Here is a 20183-nt window from a genome sequence, read left to right as displayed (position 1 = left end):
TTCCCGGCCGCCGATCGATCCGTCGCGGTCAGCCGGGTGTGGTGATTCTCCAGTGGTAGCCGTCGGGGTCGGTGCAGTGCCCGGCGTAATCGCCCCGGTCGGTTCGGGCCGCTGCGGCGGTGACCCGGCCGCCGGCAGAGTCCGCGGCGGCGAGAAGAGCGTCGACGTCGTCACGGGAAGCGGCGATGTGGGTGAGTACGAGCGCCGAGAAGCCGTCGCCGTGCTCGTCGACGCCGGCGTCCTTGGCGAGGGCTTTGCGTGGCAGCAGGCCCAGCCGACACACGCCGTCGGCGATGGCGAAGTCGAGGAATTTGTCGCCGTAGTCGTGGTTGACGCTCATGCCCAGCCCCTCATAGAACGCCCTGGATGCCATCGGCTTGGCGACGCCGAGGTAGATGGCGGACTCGGTCGGCTTCGGCGGGTCGGGGACGGGATCGGTGTCCTTCTTGGAGGCCGCAGCCAGCTTCCACACGGCCCCGTCCGGTGCCTGGTAGACGGCGGTGAACTCACCGAAGAGCTGCTTCCTCGCCGGCTTGATGACCGTCGCGCCCTTGGCTGTGGCGGCAGGTACACCGAGAGTGATGATGTCGACGGAGAGCGGCATCGGTGGTTCCTCCGTGCTTTCGGGGGGCGGTTGATTCGGTGTGAGAGTCGTGCGGGCCGGCTCAGGCAGGTGCGCCGGTTATCCGGATGAGGTTGCCGGCGGGATCACGGAAGGCGCAGTCACGGACTCCGTAGTCCTGGTCGATGGGTTCCTGGACCACATCGGCCCCTGCGGCCTGCAGACGGTCGAACAGCCCGTTGAGGTCGTCGGTGGCCAGCGTGACGGCGGTGTAGGCACCCTTGGCGATGAGTCCCAAGATGGTGCGGCGCTCCTCATCGGTGATGCCCGGATCGGCCGCCGGCGGTTGCAGCACGATGGAGGTGCCGGGCTGTCCGACCGGGCCGACGGTGATCCACCGCATGTCTTCGTAGCCCGCATCGGCCCGGACCTCGAAGCCCAGGATGTCGCGATAGAAACCCAGAGCGGCCTCGGGGTCGGTGTGCGGGAGGAAGACGTGCTGAATGGTGACGTTCATGCCCGGCACGCTACGCATGACTACCGGGCGCGGGCTTCTCGATTCTTGACCGGTCTGGTCACCTGCTTGCTCAGACACGGCGGAATACCCGCCGCGGCCTGGGAATGGTCACGCCGGTAGACGCTCGGCGGCACGCCGACCAGTCCGGTGAACCTCGTACTGAACGTACCCAGCGAGGAGAAACCCACCTCGAAACACACTTCCGTGACGCTGAGGTCTCCGCGACGCAGCAGCGTCATCGCCCGTTCGATCCGCCGGGTCATCAGATACGAGTACGGAGACTCACCATAGATGCGACGGAACTCTCGACTCAGGTGCCCGACCGACATGTGCGCCCCAGCGGCCAGCGCCTGAAGGTTCAGCGGCTTGGCGTACTCACGATCGATCCGGTCTCGGACACGACGGATCACGGCGATGTCATGCAACCGTTGCGCCTCCGCACGCCCGAGACCCATGCGCACCATCGTTCCATCTCGCCTGCCGCGCGGGCGACAGCCAGCAGTGTGGGCCCGTGCGACGAGGTGTGTCCCAGAAGCACGGGGCGAGCATCGATCAAGAATCGAGAAGCGCCGGCTTCGCAGCACGGCTAGCGTCACAAGCACTTCACTCCAATGACGACGAGGAGAGTGACAGCGGTGAGCGCGGACATCAGCGCGGAGAGCAAGAAAAGTACGGACGGTTTCTCCGAGGAAGAGCGTGCTGCCATCAAGCAGCGCGCCGCGGAACTGAAGAAGGAGGCGAACCCCGGTCGTGGCAACAAGGCAGCCGCCGAGGAACTCGATGTGCTGTCGAAGATCGGGGAGATGGAGCCGTCGGACCGCACAATGGCCGAACGCATCCACGCCATTGTCACCACCAACGCCCCAGAGCTGTCACCGAAGCTGTGGTACGGACAGCCGGCCTACGCCAGAAAGGGGAAGGTTGTGTGCTTCTTCCGTAGCGGGAACACGGACAAAGAGCCCTACTCAACCTTCGGCTTCACCGCCGAAGCAAACCTCGCCGACGACAGCGGCCTGTGGCCCACGTCCTTCGCTGTGACCGAGTTGAGCGACGAAGCCGCGAAGACGATCACCGCCCTCGTCAAGAAGGCCGTGAGCTGAGGCACCGCCTCGACGGTAGAGGGTATGCCGATCAAACCGACTCAGCGAGCACAGCGAAAGCGCGGGAGCCGACGCCGTACTTCCGGTCAGCGGTGCTCCACGAACGCCGCTGGGCGCTCATGGTGGCCGACGTTGTCGTCACCGTTGCCGTCAGCCCCACATCCCGTAGCCGGCGGTCGAGGTTCAAAGCGTTCAGAGACCCGCGGTGTCAACACCAGCCCCCGCCATCCACGGAAGAGCTCACGTCTACGTCGTAGTCATCGCCGTGCTTCTCTCCCGTCGCGTCCACGAACCTCACGGAGAGTTCAACGTCCCTCCCGTCGATGGACTTAGTGAAGCAGACCACCCCTTCACCGTCATCCTCCGGAGGGGGCATCCACCCATCCTTGATCGCGATGTCCCGATAGAAGGACCACACGTCGGCTCGCGGACCTGAGAGACGGTAGGTCTGCCAGACGGTCGTGATCCGGTCGTCGTTCTCGCAAGAGCTGCTGCGCCCCTCAAGCGGTGTCGCGTTCACCGGACGAGCGTCGAGGATGCTGAGCGTGGCCAGGGAGGCGGCGAGCCGGTCATCATCAGCGGTGCATCCATAGGTCAATACCCAGAGAGCGATAGGAGCGACCAAGACAGCGCCCAACCCCATACAGACGACCACAAGCACCGCAATCGTCGAGCGCTTCATGATCAAGAGATTAGTGCCTTGCGCGTTCATTCAACAGGTACGCCTGATCATCCCTGAATGCCCTGTGGCTGTGGCTCCACCGGCGATCATTTCATTTGACCGGCCTGCGAAGACCTCGTATCGGCTGACTGCATTGCACATCAGCGTTGTCGTCAACCAGAACCAAGAACGCCCAGATCGCCGGCAGACCGGCAGCCCGCCCGCCGGCCCACGATCTTCAAGGGGTTGCCGCCTCGCCAGAAACGTCCCCCGCTCAGCCAATGAGCGCAGGTCGGCAGCATGCGATCACGTGAGAGGGCGTCGCTGTACGCGACTGCTGGACACCACGTCAGTGGACGCAACCCCACCAACTCCACGAGGGCGGCCCCGCGGTCGTCGCCGGTGTCGTCACGCAGGATCTACCGGACAGGCAGGAGCGCGGACCCGGTCCGCGCTCCCATTCCTTTCCAGTGGACCACAAGTCCCGGTCCCTAGCGTGCCGCCATGAGTTCGCATCTACGTGCATGGGCCGCCGGTGTCCTCTTCGTCCTGGCGGTCCTTGCGGTGGCGAGCGCCTTGGTCGGCGCCGTCGGGCACTACACGGTCCTCGACCGGCCGGTCCTGCTGGGCACCCTTGCCACGAGCCTGATCATCGTCTCCGGGGCGCTCGTCCTCAGGGGAGGGCTCCGCGGGCCTGCCATCGCGCTTGGGATGATCTGGATGACGATGGGGTTGGTCACCTATGTGAACAACCGGCAGGTGTATGCCCAGATCCCCGGCCCGACCGGCAGCGGACTGGAGGTGCGTGCTCTGTACGACGGCTGGATCATCCCCGACTGGGCGCTCGTGGTCCGCAAGAACGACGGCCTGCTGACGCGTGAGTGGCCCTTGGTGGAGCGCTTCAGCTCCGAACACGCTGACGGCCTGCCCATGGTGACCTGGGTCGATACCTCGCACGTGCGCCTGGACGACGGGCCGGACGATGATCGGGCACTATGGCGCGGGCAGGTGGTCGTCCTGGACCCCGAGACCGGGCGACCGCTCGATCCGGATCACCCGGTGAGCGCCTTCTGAGGTCCGGCCGTCTCCTGCCGACTGGTCGAGTGAAGAAGGCCCGCAGAAACGGATCAAGTCCTGGGTTGGGATGCGCCCCTTGACCTGGACCTTTGACTTTGGGGCGGGTGATGGGAATCGACCCCGCTGTCAGCTTGGGAATTGCATGGATCACGGCTCGTAAGGCGGTTGACCTGCGATCTCCCACTGTTCTCGAAGCTCGCCACGAAAGACCTCTACGGACATCTGATCGAGGGCGACAAGCGCGCGGCGACGGAAGCGATCCCCGGGCACTGCTGGACAGGCCCACACCTTTGGCTCCCAGGTTGGCTCCCACGGACGCCGAGAAGACCGGCTGAGCGGCAGATATCTACTTCATCGCGTAACCATTTCGGGAAAGGAAGCTTTGGCCTGCATATCCGTTGAAAACTTCGCCGATATTGCCGGGACCTCCTGACGTGGCCTGCCCGTTCCCAGTGGCGTTGCAGCCGATTCTCAGGGCCCAGTGAAAAAAGTGATCATGTTGCCCCTCAGTCGGGCAACGGGAGTTCGTTGACAGGGGAAACATGCGCATCTGGGAAGCGAAAACTCGGTCGATCCTGGCCAGGACGGGGACGGCGCTCGCCCTGAGCACAGCGCTCGGCTGCGCCTCGGACCCGGTCGACCCGGTCGACCCGGTCGGCGCGGTCGGCGCGGTCGGCGCGGTCGAGGCGGTCGGCGCCACAGAGCACTACGTCGTGAAGGGCAAGGTAGTGAACTCGGCGGGCAAGCCGGTCGAGGGCGTCAAGATCGTGGTGAGAGACCAGCGCTACTACGACAGCAACATCGTGCTGCACAGCGACAACAACGGCACCTACCACTCGCGACTGCCGCACGAGCCGTCGTCCTGGGTGGCCAGCGCATCGGTGACCTGTCAGTACCACGGCTCTCAGTACACCTTCGACCTTGAGCCCTCCTCGACCGACTCCTTCCGGGCGAGCGCCGGAGCCGTCCGCGACTTCACCTGGCGCATTACCGGCAAGCGTCCGGGCGCCGATGGCCGCTACTACGGCGGGCTGGTTGCCACGAACCTCTGGTTCGACAACGTTCCCGAGGAGGTCGTCGACCAGGACAACGTGCGGCTGACGATGACCCCGATCACCCCACTGATCGACGGCAGCACCGGCAAGGTCATCTCCGGCCGCAAGCCCGTCTACACCGACAGCGGCTGGGCGGTGGTCGATGTGCCCCTGGGCCGCTACAAGATCACCGCGACCTACAACTCCCCCAACAGTGGGAAGGTCTACCCGCTGCAGGTGAAGCAGACCGGCAGCCCCACCTTCGGTTCACAGGTCACCTCTGACTTCGAGCAGAGCGGGACCAACCAGAGGATCAGGCTAGAGGTGAAGTTCGCCTGAGCCCCCTGGGTGAGGGCGTGCCCAGCCGGTCTCGACTCGGTGACCACGGTGATCGAGCAGCGGTTGAAACTCAAGGTCAACACCGATGAGAGGGGACCGGTCAAGCCGCTGAGAGTGATTCGAATTCTTGAGCCCCACAGGGCGGACGCTTACGCTCTCGCCATGCCCGTGATCGCCGTGATCGCCGTGTTCGCCGCTCTGCTGGTCGTTGTCGTGTTCCTCGCCAGGCGCCGGCTGGCGGTGGTGACCGTACGGGGGGAGAGCATGGTGCCGGCGTTGCGGCCCGGCGACCGGTTGCTGGTGCTGCGCGGGAAGGCAGTCAGGCGCGGGCAGATCGTGGTGCTTGAGCCGATCGGGCCGGGGATGCGGTGGCGCGAGGGGCCGCTGCCCAAGGTCGCGGCCGCCGAGTGGGTGGTCAAGCGGGTCGCGGCGCTGCCGGGTGAACCGGTGCCACCGGAGTGCCCCGGGCTGCCCTCCACGGTGCCGCCCGGAAAGCTCGTGGTGCTGGGCGACGGGGAGGTCAGCGCGGACTCGAGATTGTGGGGACTTGTACCAACTGACCGTGTTTTGGGGGTCGTCCTACGCACCCTTGTTAGTACGTCTTAACAGTCGCATACTCCGTTATGTCCGGACGTTTCTGACAACGGGGCTGGGATATGCGTCTGGTCTTTTCTGCCGCAGGACTGGCCGCGACGACCTTCACCATCTCCCCGCTGCACCACACCCTGTTCGCCGCCCTGTGCCTGCATCATCCCGGCTTCGCCGTACCCGGATCGCCGTGGCGGGATCTGGCGCGCAGAACGCCCGCCAGGGCCATGCCGTTCGTGCGACGTGTCCACCACGCGCCGCACAGCGTGTCCGGCTTTCTCTGGGCCGACCTGCCGCTGCCACCCGGGGTGGGCACGCTCAACGACGAGCTCGACGTCCAACCCGGTCTCGGCGACGTCGCCGACGCGCTACGCGCCTTCTATGCCAGCTGCGTGGCCCCGGAGTGGGACGCGATACGCCGCCGCCTGAGTGCGCACGTGAACCGCTATTCCGAGCTGATCTGCGTGCGGGGTTTCGGCCGCACGCTGTCCAGGCTCACCCCCAGGCTGAGCTGGTACGGCTGCGCCCTGCAGATCGACACCTCGGGCATGTGCCCGTCGCCGGTGGAGCTCGGTGACGGGGGCGTGGCGTTCTCGCCGCTGATGTGCGCCAGCCGCTGCTTTCTCGCGCTGGCGCCGCCCCGCGGCGACCGCAGGGCCGTCATCGCCTATCCGGTCAGCGACGAGGGCACCCAGCGCCCCGCGTCGGTGGACGCCCTGGCCCAGGTCGTCGGACAGGCTCGCGCCAGGGTCCTGCGCTCGATCGGCGGCGGATTGGCGACCGGCGAGCTGGCCAGGTCGCTGGCGGTGAGCGCCTCCACGGTGTCCGAGCACGTGACGGCGTTGCGGCTGGCGGGGCTCGTGGACACCTACCGCGAGGGCCGGGCGGTGCGGCACGTGCTCACCTCGCTGGGGCACGAACTCCTCAAATGTAGTGCCTGATTTGTCGCATTTCGGTGGTGGTCCGAAAGGATTGCCCCTCCCCTGACCCGGTGGCGATGATCAGGCCGATACAGCCCCTCTCACCCAGGAGGTCGGATGACTCGCACACTGAAGGCATTGGGCGACCGGATGCTCGGCGCCATGCTGCCCGCCACCACCGCGGACGCCGCGGCGTGCCCCTACGAGTGCTGGTGCCACCGCTGGCTCGACCACAGCGCATGGACCTGCACGCGGTCGAACTGCACGACCTACGTGTCCTGCTACGAGTGCTGCTGACCCTCCACACCCCGCCCGCGGCCCTTCCGCAGGGGGTCGTGGGCGGGCCCCACCTGTGAAGGAGTGCCATGCCGTACATAGAGCTGGGCTGCAGGGCCGTGCTCTGCCTCGTCTTCCTGGCCGCGCTGGCGGGCAAGGCCACCGGCTGGCGCGCCTTCATGTCCTCCGTCCCCGGTCTGGCTCCCGGCCTGCCCGCCGCGCCGGTCGCGGTAGCCGTACTGGCCGGCGAGAGCGCCGCCGTGGCGCTGCTCGTCCTTGGCGAGCGCGCGGGATTCGTGCTGGCCGCCGTGATGCTGGCGGCTTTCGCCACCGCAATTCTGCTGGCCCTGCGCCGCGGCTCCGCCGCCACCTGCCGGTGCTTCGGCGTCACCGCCGCTCCGCTGAGCCGCGCCCAGATCGTGCGCAACCTGCTTCTGATCGCGGTCGCGGTCACCGGCTGGGTGATGCCGGGCGGGAGCGTCGAACTCGCCGGGGTGGTGCTGGCGCTGGTCGCCGCCGCGGTGCTCGCCGCCGTGCTCGTGCTCTTCGACGACCTCGCCGACCTTCTCCTGGAGAGGAACCTCTGATGCCGTACGTCATCGCAGCCCTGGTCATCCTGGGCGTCGTGAGCGCGCTCAACCTGGTGCTGACGCTCGCGGTGATCCGCAGGATGCGCCACACCGAGCAGCACGCCGCTCCCTCGGGGCCACCGCTGCTGCCGTTGGGGTCGACCGTCCCCGACGTGCCCGGGATCGGGCGGCCCGCGGTGATCGGCTTCTTCGACACCGAGTGCCAGGCCTGCCCCGGGCAACTGCCGCCGTTCCTCCAACTCGTCGCCAATGCGGGCTACTCCCCCTCGCAGGTGCTCGCCGTCGTGTCCGGCCCCGACGGGGAGAGCTACGCGGACACGCTGCGCGGCAGCGCCACCGTGGTCACCGAGCCCACCAACGGGCCGGTCTGCCTGGCCTTCCCCAACTCCGCCTTCCCCGCCTTCTACCTGCTCGACGACTCCGGCCGGGTCAGGTCGCGCGCGGTCACCGTGGCCGGGCTTGGCGCCCCCGTCACCGCATGACCCACGATGTGAAGCGCTCCGGCTTCGGTGGCGGCTCGTTCCCTTGAGACGATCGAGTCATGGCAGCCAAGGCCCCCTATCCCGCAGAGCTGCGTAAGCGTGCGGTGCGGATGGTCGCCGAGGTCCGCCCGGACTACCCGACCGAATGGGCCGCGATCAACGCCGACGCCGCCAAGCTCGGCATCGGCACCGCCGAGACACTGCGCAAGTGGGTCCGCCAGGCCTAGATCGACGAAGGCACACGCCCGGGCACCACCAGCGATGAATCGGCCGAGCTGAAGCAGCCGCCCTCGGCCCGCGCGATCCGCGATGCCGAGCTGGATGACCACATCATGCGGATCCGCACCGCCAACTACCGCGCCTATGGCGCCCGGAAGGTCTGGCGGCAGCTGCCGCGCGAGGGCCATCAGGTGGCCCGGTGCACGGTGGAGCGGCGGATGCGTGCCACCTCCAACCCCGCGGGTCATCGAGTGGTTCAACACCACCCGTCTGCATTCCTCCATCGGCAACATTCCGCCGGATGAGTACGAAGCCCTCTACTACGCTCAACACCAGTCCAGCGAACTCGTTGGAATCAACCCCTGAGGTCTCCACCGAAGCGGGGCGGTTCAGTCGGTGCCGTCTGGCAGACTGCCGCCATGCTTGATCACTTGTCGATTCAGTGCGGAGATCTCGTCAAGAGCGCGGCCTTCTACGACGCTGTTCTGGCGCCGCTCGGCGGCCGACGGATCATGGAATTCGGTCCAGTCATCGGATACGGCGTTGACCGCCCCACGTTCTGGATTGGCCAGCAGTCGACCGGCGACGGTTTCCGCGAGTCGCACATCGCTTTCACGGCAACCGACCGCCAGTTCGTCGATGCCTTCTTCGCCGCGGCCATCGGCGCCGGCGCGGAGGTCCTGCATGAGCCGCGGGTCTGGCCGGAGTACCACCCGGACTACTACGGCGCCTTCGTACGCGATCCCGATGGCAACAACGTCGAGGCAGTCTGCCACCAATCCCGCTGAACTCACCGCTTCATCCACGCTCCGGAGCACGCATGCGCGTCCGCGTCCCACCGAACATGCCCGCTTCTGTCGCAGAGGGTGCGGGCTGATCGAGATCCCTTGAACGCATCACCGGTCGGGACAGAACGACAGGGCTCGAGGAACCCGGTCGCCCATCTGCATCCGGTCGACGAAACTGTGCCGACGCATCACGCCGACCTCGAAATGCCGACTCTCCATCGGGACGGGTCTGTGGCCGGCGATGAGTTTGGGATGCTGCACCGGTCTACCTACCGATACCGCCTGACTCGAAGGGATCATCGCGATGGCAAAGGTCATCTCCACGCTGTTCATCTCGGCCGACGGTGTGGCCGAGATCAACCCCGATTGGCACTTCCCCTATTTCGACGAGAACATGGGCCGCGCCGTCGGCGAGGATTATGACACCGCTGATGTGCTGCTCATCGGCAGGGAGACCTACGACAGCTTCGCCGGAGCCTGGCCCGACCGCGAGGCGGCGGGTGGGGACGACGCACCGTTCGCCAAGCAACTCGGGGACGTGCGCAAGGTGGTCGTCTCGCGCCAGCCGCTGGAGTTCTCCTGGCGCAACTCCGAGCTGATCAAAGGCGATCTCCTCGATGCCGTCACCTCGCTCAAGGCCGATGCCGGCATCAGAGGCATCCTCATCCCCGGCTCGATCTCCGTGGTGCAGCAGTTGCTCGCCGCGGGGCTGGTCGATGAGCTGCGCCTGCTGGTGCACCCGGTGGCGGCGCGTAAGGGCCGCAGGCTGTTCGACGACGGCGAAGCGCCGTACCACCTGAGAATGACGGCGACAGAGGCGTTTCCGACGGGCGTGATCCGCGTGATCTACTCGCCGACCGAGGCACCCACCAAGGTCGGCTACGACGAGGTCAAGGACCAGGTGCCCGGCGGGAAGTAGCGGCCTTCTCGGGAGGATCGCCGTAGCGGCGCCACATCCGGTGGTCGGCGATGTGATCGTCCGATGGCGGCATACCTGTGTGACGATCCTGCTCAACCTCGGTGTTCCGCCCTAGATCGTCCGCGACATCGTTGGCCATAGCGACATCGAGGTGACCATGACCATCTACGCGCATGCGTCTCTCGAGAGAAGCGCAAGGCCCCCGGCAAACAGCATGTGGGCCAAGGCCCCTCAAGATGAGCAACTGGCCCAACGAGCAACCGACCTGGCGGAGACCACCCATCTTCTCGGCGAGAAGCTCAGCGAAACCACACGGCGCGAGATCCTGACAGGACGCCCCGTCTGGCTGCGGCTCGCAAGCTGAAATCAGCATGTGTCGGACGTTGCCGTCAGGGTTGTCGTCAAGCCCAACGAAAAGCGCCCCGGGCCATGATCGGCTCGGGGCGTTCTTGCTGTTCAGAAAGTGTGGTCAGGGGCAGGGTCGAACTGCCGACCTTCCGCTTTTCAGGTGTGGCAATCACCCTGCTCCCCAGCCGCTACGTGGAGTCAGCCGGCCGTCCGGGGTGCCCTTCGTGTGAGCTTGGTGGCCGACGTTGCCGTCAGCATTGCCGTCACGGAACCCGCCGTGCCGTGCCGCACCCGACCAAGGAGAGCCACGGCAAGTCCGACCTCTTGAAGGCCAAGGGGGATGGCAGTACTGCCTACATCATGTAACCAAGATCCAGCCACACCCCCTTCGTGCGAGATAGCGTGATCGTTCGTGAAATTCGCGACTGTCCTCGTCCTCCTGCTCGCGGTCTGCGGCGCGGACGTACAGGCGACGTGGGCGGCCACGTGGCGGCTCACGTACGCGGTGCGGGGATGGACCGGCACGATAGGCGCCACAGGACAGGGACAGGCCTGGGCCCTCCTCCAGCACGACCGGCAGCAGATCAGCTCGACGATGCTCCGCTGGGACGGCGCCTCTTGGCGGACCACCGTGCTGCCGAAGGGCGTCAGCGCCTACAACGCGCGGTTCGCCGCCTCCCCCTCAGGGGACGACCTGTGGATGTTCTCCGGGGACCGCCCGTTCCAGCTGACCGGCGGCCAGTGGGTGTCCCGCCCGTGGACCAGCAAGTACGAGCGTCGATCCGTCGCCGTCGGAGCCAAGGACGACGTCTGGATATCCGAACACGGCGGCCCGGACGACTACTCCGGATCCGGACTCAGCCATTGGGACGGCCACTCGTGGAAACCGGTCCCCAAGCCGAGCCCGTACGGCGACCTTGACCAGATCTCGCTCGTCGCCGCCCCCAACGGGGGCGAGGCATGGGCACTGATCCATCCCCCGGGAGCGACAACGGTGATACGGCGGAACGGCTCCGGATGGGTCACCGCTCCCCTGCCTCCCGCGCCTGGCTGCCCCCCTTCCCCCGCCGGCCGCTTCTACGGCATGGCGGCCCGCGCCCACGACGACGTGTGGCTGGTGACGCAGGGCGCCTTCGAGCGGTCCGGGTCCTGCGAGGTGCCCGACCGCGGCATGATCGTGCGCTGGAACGGCACCGCGTGGAGGTGGCTGAACCTGCCGTTGGCCAAGACCTGGCTGCCTGCCATCCGCGCGGACCGGGTCGGCGGCGTGTGGGTCGCCGCCAACCCCGCCCACGCCCAGTCGTACGTGCTCAACTTCCGCGGCGGCCGTATGACCAAATCGACGCTGCCCGCGGGAGGGGGGTGGGCGGGAATCGTGGACATCGTCCCGGTACCGAGCAGCACCCGGCTATGGGCTCTGGCCCGGCGCGTGGACGGCACCCTCCTGATCTACGAGCTGACCTGACCGCCCAGCATCAGAGCGCCGGGGCCCTGCCGGCGCCGGTGACAATCCATCTCGGCGCACAACACGAGCGAGGAAGACGGGACAGCCGGATCAGTCCTCGATCTCCCCACGGGAAGCCTGTTGCCGTCTTCGGCCAACCGCTACCTGGCCTCCATATCTGAAAGCCGGAGGCGACGTTGCTGTCGCTGTCAGCGAACATCAAAAAGGCCCCGAACGATGCTCCGTTCGGGGCTTTTTGATGTTCAAAGCTGGTGTTCAGGGGCAGGGTCGAACTGCCGACCTTCCGCTTTTCAGGCGGAGCGATCACCCTGCTCCCATGCCGGAGACCGTGGTCAGAGCGTGGTGTACGGCTGCCGCCGGATGCCCGCGGTGGCCAACGTTGTGAGATCGTCGGACACTCCGACATCGAGGTCACGATGACCATCTACGCGCACTCTTCCCTCGACGACAAACGCGCCGCCCTGGGCAAGCTCGGCGATGCCCTCGGCTGATAACGATCTCGATGGGAACGCCTCGGACATGGTGCCCGAGGCGTTCTGCTTTCCCATCGATCAGTCCCCGGTAACTCCCCAGAACACGATCTCGCTGGGATGCCGCTGCTCGTCATACAACACGGTGAAACAGGCATAGCCGCGCTCTTCGAGCAGGCCGTCCAACTCTTCGTACGCCTCCTCATATCTCCGCTCGAAGTCCGCACGCGTCGGCCACGACGAGCCGAGCACTCTCGTTATCTCCTCGGCGGTGAGCGGCCTGGCTGAGCAGACCTCAGGCTCCTCGCCCTGGCCGAGGACCCTGAAGATGTCCAACACCGAGTGAGTGAACGAATGCCGCACACCCTCGTCCTCCCACAGCTCCTCAATCGTGGAAGGCCGAGGCCGCTCAGGAGATCCCCAGCGCCCGTCGTAGAGCCAGAAGTAGTCGCCCTCACTGAACGCACGTTCATGCGCCGCGGCGAGGGCAGCCGAAGCATCCTGTTGATACGGAGTGAAGTAATCCCACCCTGAAGCGCCCAACGATTCGCCCTCTCAGCCGATCACGCACCTGCACTGAAGTACGCAGGACGCTACCGACCGAGGCAGACAAAAAGATCAGCCGCAAAGAACCATGGGCATGTTGTCGTCAGCGTTGTCGTCAGACCCAACGAAAAGCGCCCCGGGCCATGATCGGCTCGGGGCGTTCTTGCTGTTCAGAAAGTGTGGTCAGGGGCAGGGTCGAACTGCCGACCTTCCGCTTTTCAGGCGGACGCTCGTACCAACTGAGCTACCTGACCCTACGGCTTACGCCGTGAGCGGTCCTGACGGGACTTGAACCCGCGACCTCCACCTTGACAGGGTGGCGAGCACTCCAAACTGCTCTACAGGACCTTGTGTAGGAAGTTTTTCGCTTCCATTTTGTTCGGCTTGCTTAGCTTACCAGTTCTTCGGAGGTCTTCGACCTTCCGTTTCCCCGGTGAGCTTGCGCTCGCCAGTGCCCCCAACGGGATTCGAACCCGTGCCGCCGCCTTGAAAGGGCGGTGTCCTAGGCCGCTAGACGATGGGGGCTCAGGGCTTTCGCCCCGTTCCGTTCCGTCTTCCGTCGGAGACCTCTGAAGCATAGGGGACGTTTGCCCGTGATGCCAAAGCGACCGGCGACGGTGTGCCGCTGATCGTTCCCGTTGGAGACGGGACGTTCGTTGGCTCCGGAAGAATTGTACGGCCAGGCTCCGGCTCGATATGCCGCTGGCACTGGATCCACTGCTCTCCCAGGCCCCCAACGGTGATGTCGTCCCAGGCCTGCAGGCGATGGGTGTCCTTGCTGAAGTACAGAACGGACGCCTCAAGCGGCGTGGGCTCCTCGTGTTCGAGGCCGCGCAGCCCGGCTCCTCCGGTCGATCCCTGGATCATCACCCGGGTCCCGGTGGGCAGCAGTTCGGTCGATCGCTTGTGCACGTGCCCGGCCAGCACCAGGGCCGTGGAACCCGACAGGGCCCGGCCAACGGTGGGATCGTGCACCGCGACGAGATCGACCGGGATCCTCTCCGGCGCCGGCGCGGCCACGGAACTCGGCCGCTCCGGCGGCGCGAGCCGTACGGCATGGGTGCGCCCGAGGTTGACCAGATCGGGGTCACTCCCGGTGGGCTGCAGCGACTTGTCGGGGGTGAACCGGGGGTCACCGATCCCGAAGATCCGCAGCCCCTTGACCGTCTTGGCGGCGCCGTCCAGCACGATCGCGTTCTTCTGCTTGGCGACCGCGCGCTGGGTGACCGCGGAGTCGTGGTTGCCCCGGACGTAGACGTACGGCACACCGAGCTTGCCGATCTCCTCGACGTACGGGTTCTCCGCCCGGGTCCCGTGGTCGCTGATATCGCCCGTGTCGACGATCAGATCGACCTTGAACTGTTCTTTGAGTGACCGGATGACGTTCCATCCCACGGGGTTGATGTGCAGGTCGGAGACGTGCAGGACGCGGATCGTGCCCGGGTCCGGGTTGTAGATCGGCAACGTGGACCCCGCCTCGTAGAGCTGGGAGACGTTGGTCACCAGCTTGGCGAGTTGGCCGCGGTACTCGTCGAACCGCGTCACGATCGACTCCGCACTGCCGATGAGCGACGGGACCCCGGTGAGCAGCCCGGTGTAGCGCGGCTCGGAGACGGAGCGCGGGTTGAACGTCAGCACCGACGCCACGCCGACCGCGGCCACGGCGACCAGGGCGCCGACGCTCGTCCAGGCCGCCCGCGAGATCCGGCGGAACACGACCAGGCCCGTCAGGAAGCCCCCGGCCACCGCGAAAAGCAGCGCCCGGATCGCCAGTCGCCGTAGCCCGTCGATCAGGTCCCTTTCTATGGTCTCGGGCAGCCGGTCGGCCCACTCCGGGTTGTCCAGGATCTCCTGGGCCACGTCGGGGTGGACCGCCTCGATGCCGAGCGTGAGCCGTACCGGGCCGTGGTGGGAGTCGAACCGCAGGGTCCCGAGCGGACGGACGTCGATGACGGACTCGCCGCGCCAGGTCGGCTGGAAGGACATCTGAACGTCCGCGGGACCCATGGACGTCTGGATGGAGGCGCCGAGCGCGAGCCCGAGCCACGCTCCGGCCATCGCGACCACGACGACCGCCAGCACTCCGGCCACGCGGCCCCTGCTCAGCCGCCGGACGGTCCCCTTCCAATCCGTTGTCTCCATGCTTTTCCTGCTTACCCGAATCCACGGGTGATCGCGACGGCGGATCCGGTGAATCCGGCGTGCGCGGCATCGCCCGCTGTGATGTTCATCTCATCGGCCCGCCGGCCAGCTGGTCCGTCGACCGTACGGCGGTATCGCGACGGTGATGTCTCGGTGACACGATGGAGACATGATCGACCTCCCCCTGGACAGGTTCGAGGAGCTCGTTTCCGAGGCGCTGGACACGGTCCCGCCCGGACTGGCCAAGGTCATGGACAACGTGGTGGTGGTCGTCGTGGACGACCCTCCCGAACCCGGCCTTCTCGGCCTCTACACCGGCATACCGCTGACCGAGCGCGGCGACTGGTACTCCGGTGTCCTCCCGGATCGGATCGAGATCTACCGCAATCCCACCCTGGAGATCTGCCAGACACCCGAGGAGGTCGTCGAGGAGGTGCGCATCACCGTGGTCCACGAGATCGCGCACCATTTCGGCATCGACGACGAGAGGCTGCACGAACTCGGCTGGTGATCCATCCGGAGTTGTGAAACGACGGCACCGTGGGCACTGTAGGTGACATACTGAACACGGTTCGTACGGGTGACCTCTGCGGGGTGAAATGGCGGCGACCAGGCCCGTTCGGCCACCTGGAAAGCACCGCCGTCCCGTCGAAGGCCAGGCGACCTACGGCGAGGTCATCGCCATCGGCGAGTTCCGCGCCCTCTGGCTCGGCCAGGGCATGTCCCTGCTCGGCGACCAGCTCGCCCAGGTCGCGCTGGCCATCCTCGTCTACAACCGGACCCAGTCCGCTCTCGCCACCGCCAGCGTCTACGCGCTGACCTACCTGCCGCCGATCGTCGGGGGGCCGCTGCTCGCCGGACTGGCCGACCGCTACCCGCGCAGGCGCATCATGCTCGCCTGCGACGTACTCAGAGCCGGTCTCGTCGCCGTCACCGCCATACCGGGAATGCCGTTCGGCGCGCTCTGCGGGCTCGTCTTCTGCGTCGTCCTGCTGAGCGCGCCCTTCTCCGCGGCACGCGCGGCGCTGCTGCCCGAAGTGCTCGAAGGCGACCGGTACGTCGTCGGTTCCGCGCTGCAGAACGTCACCAACCAGGCCGTCCAGATGCTGGGGTTCGCCGCCGGAGGCGCCGTCATCGCCGGCCTCGGGCCGTACCGCGCGCTCGCGCTCGACGCGGCCACCTTCCTGGGGTCCGCTCTGGTCATCGTCGCCGGCGTACGGCGGCGCGGCTCTCCCGCGCGCTCCGGAGGCCGTCCCTCGATGTGGACCATGACCAGGGCCGGAGGCCGCCTCGTCTTCGGGGAGCGGCGACTACGCACCCTGGTGCTGTTCGCGTGGCTCTGCGGGTTCTACGTGCTGCCCGAGGGCATCGCCGTGCCGTACGCCATGGAGCTCGATGACGGGACGCTGCCCGTGCCCGCAGTCGCCGGCCTGCTCATGGCCGCGATGCCGACCGGGACCGTGATCGGCGCGTTCGTTTTCAGCCGGTTCGTCGCGCCGTCGGCGCGCCTGAGGGCGATGGGGTGGATGGCGATGCTGACGTGCGCGCCGCTCATCGTGTGCGCGATGCGGCCGCCGCTCGTCGGCGTTCTGTTGCTCTGGGTCCTGTCGGGGATCGGCGGCGCGTACCAGCTCGCGGCGAACGCGGCTTTCGTGCAGTGCGTCCCCGCGGACCGGCGGGGCCAGGCGTTCGGAATCGTTCAGTCGGGGCTGCTGGCGGCCCAGGGCGCCGGCATTCTGATCGGGGGCGCCGTCGCCCAGGAACTCGGTCCGGAGCCGGTGGTCGCCCTGGCCGGCGCGGCCGGACTCTCCCTCGCGGCATGGCTGGCCATGGCCTGGACCGAGTCCCGTACGGAGATCATCGCGGAGGTACGGGCGGCGTGAGTCACGCCTGCGGGCCCTGCGGCTCCTGCGGCTTCGGCGCCTGAGCGGGCTGGGCGTACGGGTGCTGCTCGTAGCCGCCACCCTGCCCGTACGGCTGAGCGGGCTGCTGGGTGGGCTGCTGGGTGGGCTGCGACCAGGCGTGCTGGGCGCGGTCCCACCTCGTCTTGGCGTCCTGCCAGGCGTGCCCGTCCTTGTTCTTGTTCACGAGGTCCTGCACGATGGAGGAGTTCTTGTCCTCCTCGGGAATGAGCAGCCAGGCCACCGCGTAGATGCCGACGCCGAGGCCGCCGAAGAACGTGGCGACGGCGAGGGCGACCCGGAGGATGTTGGCGTCGACGCCGATGTACTCCCCGATTCCAGAGCACACACCGGCCACGACCCTGCCGTTCTTGGTCCGCCGGAGCTGCTTGACCGAACTGTTGCTGTGTGTCTCGTTCATGCTTCCAGCGTGCCTCTTTCTCCGAGACATGTGCATCGGGATTCCCCCTGGCCAAACCCCGATAAGGCCCCGATACGCTGGCTGTCATGGATGACCTGCTGAACCTCGACGATCAGCTCACCCCCGAGCAGCGCATGATCAGGGACGCCGTACAGACGTTCGTCGCCGACCGCGTCCTTCCCGACGTCGCCGAGTGGTTCGAAGAGGCCGTCTTCCCCGCCCGCGAGCTCGCCCCGCAGCTCGGATCGCTCGGCGTGCTCGGCATGCACCTCGACGGCTACGGCTGCGCCGGCCTCGACGCCGTCTCGTACGGCGTGGCCTGCCGCGAACTGGAGGCGGGCGACTCGGGTCTGCGCTCCTTCGTCTCGGTCCAGGGTTCCCTGGCGATGTTCCCGATCTGGAAGTACGGGTCCGAGGAGCAGAAGCAGGAATGGCTGCCGCGCATGGCCGCGGGCGAGGCCATCGGATGCTTCGGGCTGACCGAGCCCGACCAGGGGTCCGACCCCGCCGGGATGCGCACCAACGCCAAGCAGGACCCGTCCGGCGACTGGATCCTCAACGGCGCCAAAATGTGGATCACCAACGGCTCGATCGCCGACGTGGCCGTGGTCTGGGCACAGACGGACGGCGGCATCCGCGGCTTCGTGGTCCCGACCGACACCCCCGGGTTCTCCGCGCCGGAGATCCACCGGAAGCTGTCGCTGCGCGCCTCCGTGACGTCCTCGCTGTACTTCGACGACGTACGCCTGCCGGCCTCGGCCGTACTGCCGGGCGTGACCGGGCTGAAGGGCCCGCTGTCGTGCCTGAGCGAGGCCAGGTTCGGCATCCTGTGGGGCGTCGTCGGCGCGGGCCGCGCGTGCCTGGAGGCCGCCGTCGACTACGCCAAGACGCGCGTGCAGTTCGGCAAGCCGATCGGGGCCTTCCAGCTCACCCAGGAGAAGCTGGCGTGGATGGCCGTCGCCCACGAACAGTCCGGGCTCACCGCCCTGCACCTCGGTCGGCTGAAAGAGGCGGGCACCCTCAGGCCGCAGCAGATCAGCTTCGGCAAGCTGGCGAACGTCCGTGCGGCGCTGGACATCGCCCGCCAGGCCCGCTCCGTACTCGGCGCCAATGGGATCACCCTGGAGTACCCCGTGATCCGGCACATGAACAACCTGGAGAGCGTGCTGACCTACGAGGGCACCCAGGAAGTGCATCTGCTGACGCTGGGCAAGGCGCTCACAGGGCTGGATGCCTTCCGCTGACCCGCTATCGTGATCGCGGTAAAGCACGTCGCCGGAGGCGGGGTACGCTCTGTACCCTGCTTCTAGCAAGGGGTGCTAGCTCAATGGCAGAGCAGCGGACTTTTAATCCGTAGGTTCAGGGTTCGAATCCCTGGCGCCCCACCAGGCAAAACACCAGTTACAGATCTTGTTCTGAGGGGTGTTACAGCCACCTTTTACAGCCAAGAGGGCCGGAACCCCCATCGTGGGAGTCCGGCCCTGATGCTGTGGAGTCACCCGAAGAGCTTCTTGGCGACGGCGTCGATGGCCGCCCGCTCGACATCCGGGAGCACGTGCGCGTAGGTGTTCATGGTCAACGCGATCTGGCTGTGCCCGAGGGTCTTCATCACCGTGCGCGGCGACGCTCCACAGGCCAGCAGGTAGGACGCGCAGGCGTGGCGGAGGTCGTGCAGCCTCAACCATTCGAGGCCCGCCTGTGTCCGCGCCTTACGCCACCGCGCCGAGAGATTCCCCGGTTCGATCGGCGTGCCGATGGTCGAGGCGAAGACGAGCCCGTGATCCTTCCACCGCTCTCCCGAAGCGAGTTGCTCGGCCGCCTGGGTACGCCGGTGTCGGCGGAGAGCGGCAAGAGTCGGTTCCGGAACGGGGACGGTCCGACGTGATCGGTCGGTCTTCGGATCGACGAGCTGAAGGCTTCCGTCTGCCCGCTGGAGCGTCTGCCGTACGGCGAGCTGCCCGTTGCCGAAATCGATGTCATCCCAGCGGAGCCCGAGCAGCTCCCCACGCCGTAGCCCGAGTGTCAGGGCGCAGATCCAGAACGCTTCGAGCCGGTCGCCCTTGATCGTGTCGAGCAGCTTCTTGGCCTCCTCCATCGTCAGGACTCTCGCCTCTTCCCGCCGAACCGATGGCGGCTTGACCAGCTTGGCGACGTTGCGGTGAACCAGCTCTTCCCGCTCGGCATCGGCGAGCGCGTTCCTGATCAGCCCGTGGATCTGCTTAACGGTCGCCGCTTTGAGGCCGGAATCGGCCTTCCGGTGTGACGAGTAGTGGTGTCACGCCGAGTCGTCGAAGAGATCGCCAAGCAGTACGGCGTGTGCATCCGCCCCATCGCCCTCCGGCGGCTCGACACCATCACCGGTGAGCTCGAAACCGTTGACGTGCCGTGCGGTGCCACGCTCGAAAGCAAATGCCCGCCATGCGCGAAGCGGAACCGGCAACTGCGCATGGCCCAGTGCCGGGAGGGCTGGTACCTCGACCACGAGCCGGTCAACACCCCCGACGAGGCCGACGACTATCAGCGCCACCTCGTCGAACTCCGCGCCGACGCTTCCCCGAGATCGGAAAGGAGGACAGTTGACCGACACCACGGACGCCAACCCTGCCGGGGGAGACGAGGTGATCTCCCCTGGCCACTCCTCCCACCCCGTTCGGCGTTCAGCGCCGCTTATCCGCCCGCGTCCCTATTCGACGGCGCGAACGAGATCAGCGCATGCGGCCTGTCGCTCAATGTGATTTGCCAGAGCTACCCGAGCAATGCTTGAAACCTGTGGATCTGACGGGAAGGGGTGTACCTTCCCGAATCTGATCAGGTATCT

The 20183-nt window shown here is 66.9% G+C and carries 25 protein-coding genes, 5 tRNA genes and 1 pseudogene; 18 read left to right on the top strand and 13 right to left on the bottom strand.

Translation table 11 applies throughout. The features are described 5' to 3' along the window. Positions 1–28 precede the first annotated feature (28 nt). From IMZ11_RS32215 to IMZ11_RS32205, 3 genes are all read right to left on the bottom strand, one after another. Complete coding sequence (locus IMZ11_RS32215; RefSeq protein ID WP_228646183.1) at positions 29–604, bottom strand: VOC family protein; 576 nt, start codon at positions 602–604, stop codon at positions 29–31. Between the two features lie 61 nt (positions 605–665). Continuing rightward, a complete protein-coding gene (locus IMZ11_RS32210; RefSeq protein ID WP_228646182.1) occupies positions 666–1079 on the bottom strand; it encodes a VOC family protein in 414 nt (137 codons plus the stop codon). A gap of 20 nt (positions 1080–1099) precedes the next feature. Continuing rightward, a complete protein-coding gene (locus IMZ11_RS32205; RefSeq protein ID WP_228646207.1) occupies positions 1100–1534 on the bottom strand; it encodes a helix-turn-helix transcriptional regulator in 435 nt (144 codons plus the stop codon). 180 nt (positions 1535–1714) lie between these two features. Between IMZ11_RS32205 and IMZ11_RS32200 the strand changes: the two genes are divergently transcribed. Next, positions 1715–2179: a DUF1801 domain-containing protein gene (locus IMZ11_RS32200; protein ID WP_228646181.1), complete on the top strand. Its 465-nt coding sequence runs from the start codon at positions 1715–1717 to the stop codon at positions 2177–2179. A gap of 208 nt (positions 2180–2387) precedes the next feature. Here the strand turns inward: IMZ11_RS32200 and IMZ11_RS32195 are convergent, their stop codons facing one another. Beyond that, positions 2388–2861, bottom strand: coding sequence for a hypothetical protein (locus IMZ11_RS32195; protein WP_228646180.1), 474 nt, complete (start codon positions 2859–2861; stop codon positions 2388–2390). 483 nt (positions 2862–3344) lie between these two features. Between IMZ11_RS32195 and IMZ11_RS32190 the strand changes: the two genes are divergently transcribed. The 12 genes and pseudogenes from IMZ11_RS32190 (at position 3345) to IMZ11_RS32135 (ending at position 11885) form a co-directional block, all read left to right on the top strand. Beyond that, complete coding sequence (locus tag IMZ11_RS32190) at positions 3345–3914, top strand: hypothetical protein (protein ID WP_228646179.1); 570 nt, start codon at positions 3345–3347, stop codon at positions 3912–3914. 545 nt (positions 3915–4459) lie between these two features. Further along, a complete protein-coding gene (locus tag IMZ11_RS32185) occupies positions 4460–5290 on the top strand; it encodes a hypothetical protein (RefSeq protein ID WP_228646178.1) in 831 nt (276 codons plus the stop codon). A 162-nt stretch (positions 5291–5452) separates the two neighbouring features. Then, entirely contained in the window at positions 5453–5896 is a 444-nt protein-coding gene (locus tag IMZ11_RS32180) for a S26 family signal peptidase (RefSeq protein ID WP_228646177.1), read from the top strand. A 50-nt stretch (positions 5897–5946) separates the two neighbouring features. Beyond that, positions 5947–6819, top strand: a complete 873-nt coding sequence (locus IMZ11_RS32175) for a helix-turn-helix transcriptional regulator (protein ID WP_228646176.1) — start codon at positions 5947–5949, stop codon at positions 6817–6819. A 96-nt stretch (positions 6820–6915) separates the two neighbouring features. After that, on the top strand, positions 6916–7095 hold the full coding sequence (locus IMZ11_RS32170) for a hypothetical protein (RefSeq protein WP_228646175.1): 180 nt from the start codon (positions 6916–6918) through the stop codon (positions 7093–7095). 68 nt (positions 7096–7163) lie between these two features. Then, the gene (locus tag IMZ11_RS32165) at positions 7164–7661 is read left to right on the top strand and encodes a MauE/DoxX family redox-associated membrane protein (protein WP_228646174.1); all 498 of its coding nucleotides are present in this window, start codon (positions 7164–7166) and stop codon (positions 7659–7661) included. Then, positions 7661–8146, top strand: a complete 486-nt coding sequence (locus IMZ11_RS32160; protein ID WP_228646173.1) for a hypothetical protein — start codon at positions 7661–7663, stop codon at positions 8144–8146. The genes IMZ11_RS32165 and IMZ11_RS32160 overlap by 1 nt, the downstream gene beginning before the upstream one ends. Positions 8147–8205: 59 nt before the next feature. Next, a pseudogene (locus IMZ11_RS32155) lies at positions 8206–8586 on the top strand (IS3 family transposase); the annotation flags it as partial. Positions 8587–8784: 198 nt separating this feature from the next. Next, the gene (locus IMZ11_RS32150; RefSeq protein ID WP_061254041.1) at positions 8785–9153 is read left to right on the top strand and encodes a VOC family protein; all 369 of its coding nucleotides are present in this window, start codon (positions 8785–8787) and stop codon (positions 9151–9153) included. Positions 9154–9457: 304 nt separating this feature from the next. Next, positions 9458–10072 carry a dihydrofolate reductase family protein gene (locus IMZ11_RS32145; protein WP_203886291.1) on the top strand — a complete coding sequence of 205 codons (615 nt, stop codon included), beginning with the start codon at positions 9458–9460 and terminating at the stop codon, positions 10070–10072. A 157-nt stretch (positions 10073–10229) separates the two neighbouring features. Beyond that, positions 10230–10436, top strand: a complete 207-nt coding sequence (locus IMZ11_RS32140; RefSeq protein WP_228646172.1) for a hypothetical protein — start codon at positions 10230–10232, stop codon at positions 10434–10436. Between the two features lie 396 nt (positions 10437–10832). Beyond that, the gene (locus IMZ11_RS32135; protein ID WP_228646171.1) at positions 10833–11885 is read left to right on the top strand and encodes a hypothetical protein; all 1053 of its coding nucleotides are present in this window, start codon (positions 10833–10835) and stop codon (positions 11883–11885) included. A 249-nt stretch (positions 11886–12134) separates the two neighbouring features. Here IMZ11_RS32135 and IMZ11_RS32130 read toward each other — a convergent pair. The 7 genes from IMZ11_RS32130 to IMZ11_RS32100 all read right to left on the bottom strand — a co-directional run bounded on the left by IMZ11_RS32130 (position 12135) and on the right by IMZ11_RS32100 (position 15043). Further along, positions 12135–12203: transfer RNA gene (locus tag IMZ11_RS32130), tRNA-Phe, on the bottom strand. Positions 12204–12217: 14 nt separating this feature from the next. Further along, on the bottom strand, positions 12218–12433 hold the full coding sequence (locus IMZ11_RS32125) for a hypothetical protein (RefSeq protein WP_228646170.1): 216 nt from the start codon (positions 12431–12433) through the stop codon (positions 12218–12220). A gap of 3 nt (positions 12434–12436) precedes the next feature. After that, a complete protein-coding gene (locus IMZ11_RS32120; protein ID WP_228646169.1) occupies positions 12437–12694 on the bottom strand; it encodes a hypothetical protein in 258 nt (85 codons plus the stop codon). 387 nt (positions 12695–13081) lie between these two features. After that, positions 13082–13155, bottom strand: a tRNA-Phe gene (locus tag IMZ11_RS32115). A 19-nt stretch (positions 13156–13174) separates the two neighbouring features. Further along, a tRNA-Asp gene (locus IMZ11_RS32110) sits at positions 13175–13249 on the bottom strand. Between the two features lie 104 nt (positions 13250–13353). Continuing rightward, a tRNA-Glu gene (locus IMZ11_RS32105) sits at positions 13354–13426 on the bottom strand. Further along, entirely contained in the window at positions 13427–15043 is a 1617-nt protein-coding gene (locus IMZ11_RS32100; RefSeq protein WP_228646168.1) for a metallophosphoesterase, read from the bottom strand. Positions 15044–15212: 169 nt separating this feature from the next. On the opposite strand from IMZ11_RS32100, the gene IMZ11_RS32095 reads away from it, so the two are divergent. Together IMZ11_RS32095 and IMZ11_RS32090 are read left to right on the top strand one after the other, a co-directional pair. Continuing rightward, positions 15213–15554: a metallopeptidase family protein gene (locus tag IMZ11_RS32095; protein WP_228646167.1), complete on the top strand. Its 342-nt coding sequence runs from the start codon at positions 15213–15215 to the stop codon at positions 15552–15554. 88 nt (positions 15555–15642) lie between these two features. Continuing rightward, complete coding sequence (locus IMZ11_RS32090) at positions 15643–16926, top strand: MFS transporter (protein WP_228646166.1); 1284 nt, start codon at positions 15643–15645, stop codon at positions 16924–16926. A 1-nt stretch (position 16927) separates the two neighbouring features. Here IMZ11_RS32090 and IMZ11_RS32085 read toward each other — a convergent pair whose 3' ends face one another. Next, a complete protein-coding gene (locus IMZ11_RS32085) occupies positions 16928–17365 on the bottom strand; it encodes a PspC domain-containing protein (protein WP_228646165.1) in 438 nt (145 codons plus the stop codon). A gap of 86 nt (positions 17366–17451) precedes the next feature. On the opposite strand from IMZ11_RS32085, the gene IMZ11_RS32080 reads away from it, so the two are divergent. Together IMZ11_RS32080 and IMZ11_RS32075 are read left to right on the top strand one after the other, a co-directional pair. Continuing rightward, positions 17452–18609 (top strand): acyl-CoA dehydrogenase family protein, encoded by a 1158-nt coding sequence (locus tag IMZ11_RS32080; RefSeq protein WP_228646164.1) that lies wholly within the window; start codon positions 17452–17454, stop codon positions 18607–18609. A 69-nt stretch (positions 18610–18678) separates the two neighbouring features. Further along, positions 18679–18753: transfer RNA gene (locus IMZ11_RS32075), tRNA-Lys, on the top strand. A gap of 107 nt (positions 18754–18860) precedes the next feature. Here IMZ11_RS32075 and IMZ11_RS32070 read toward each other — a convergent pair. Further along, complete coding sequence (locus IMZ11_RS32070) at positions 18861–19460, bottom strand: site-specific integrase (protein ID WP_228646163.1); 600 nt, start codon at positions 19458–19460, stop codon at positions 18861–18863. A 174-nt stretch (positions 19461–19634) separates the two neighbouring features. Between IMZ11_RS32070 and IMZ11_RS46420 the strand changes: the two genes are divergently transcribed. Then, positions 19635–20129 (top strand): replication initiator, encoded by a 495-nt coding sequence (locus IMZ11_RS46420; protein WP_308066879.1) that lies wholly within the window; start codon positions 19635–19637, stop codon positions 20127–20129. Positions 20130–20183: the final 54 nt, after the last annotated feature.

It is taken from the genome of Microtetraspora sp. AC03309, assembly GCF_020826795.1.
In the GTDB taxonomy this organism is placed as follows: domain Bacteria; phylum Actinomycetota; class Actinomycetes; order Streptosporangiales; family Streptosporangiaceae; genus Microtetraspora; species Microtetraspora glauca.
Note: the sequence above shows the minus strand (reverse complement) of the source record. Positions and strands in the feature narration are given on the sequence as shown.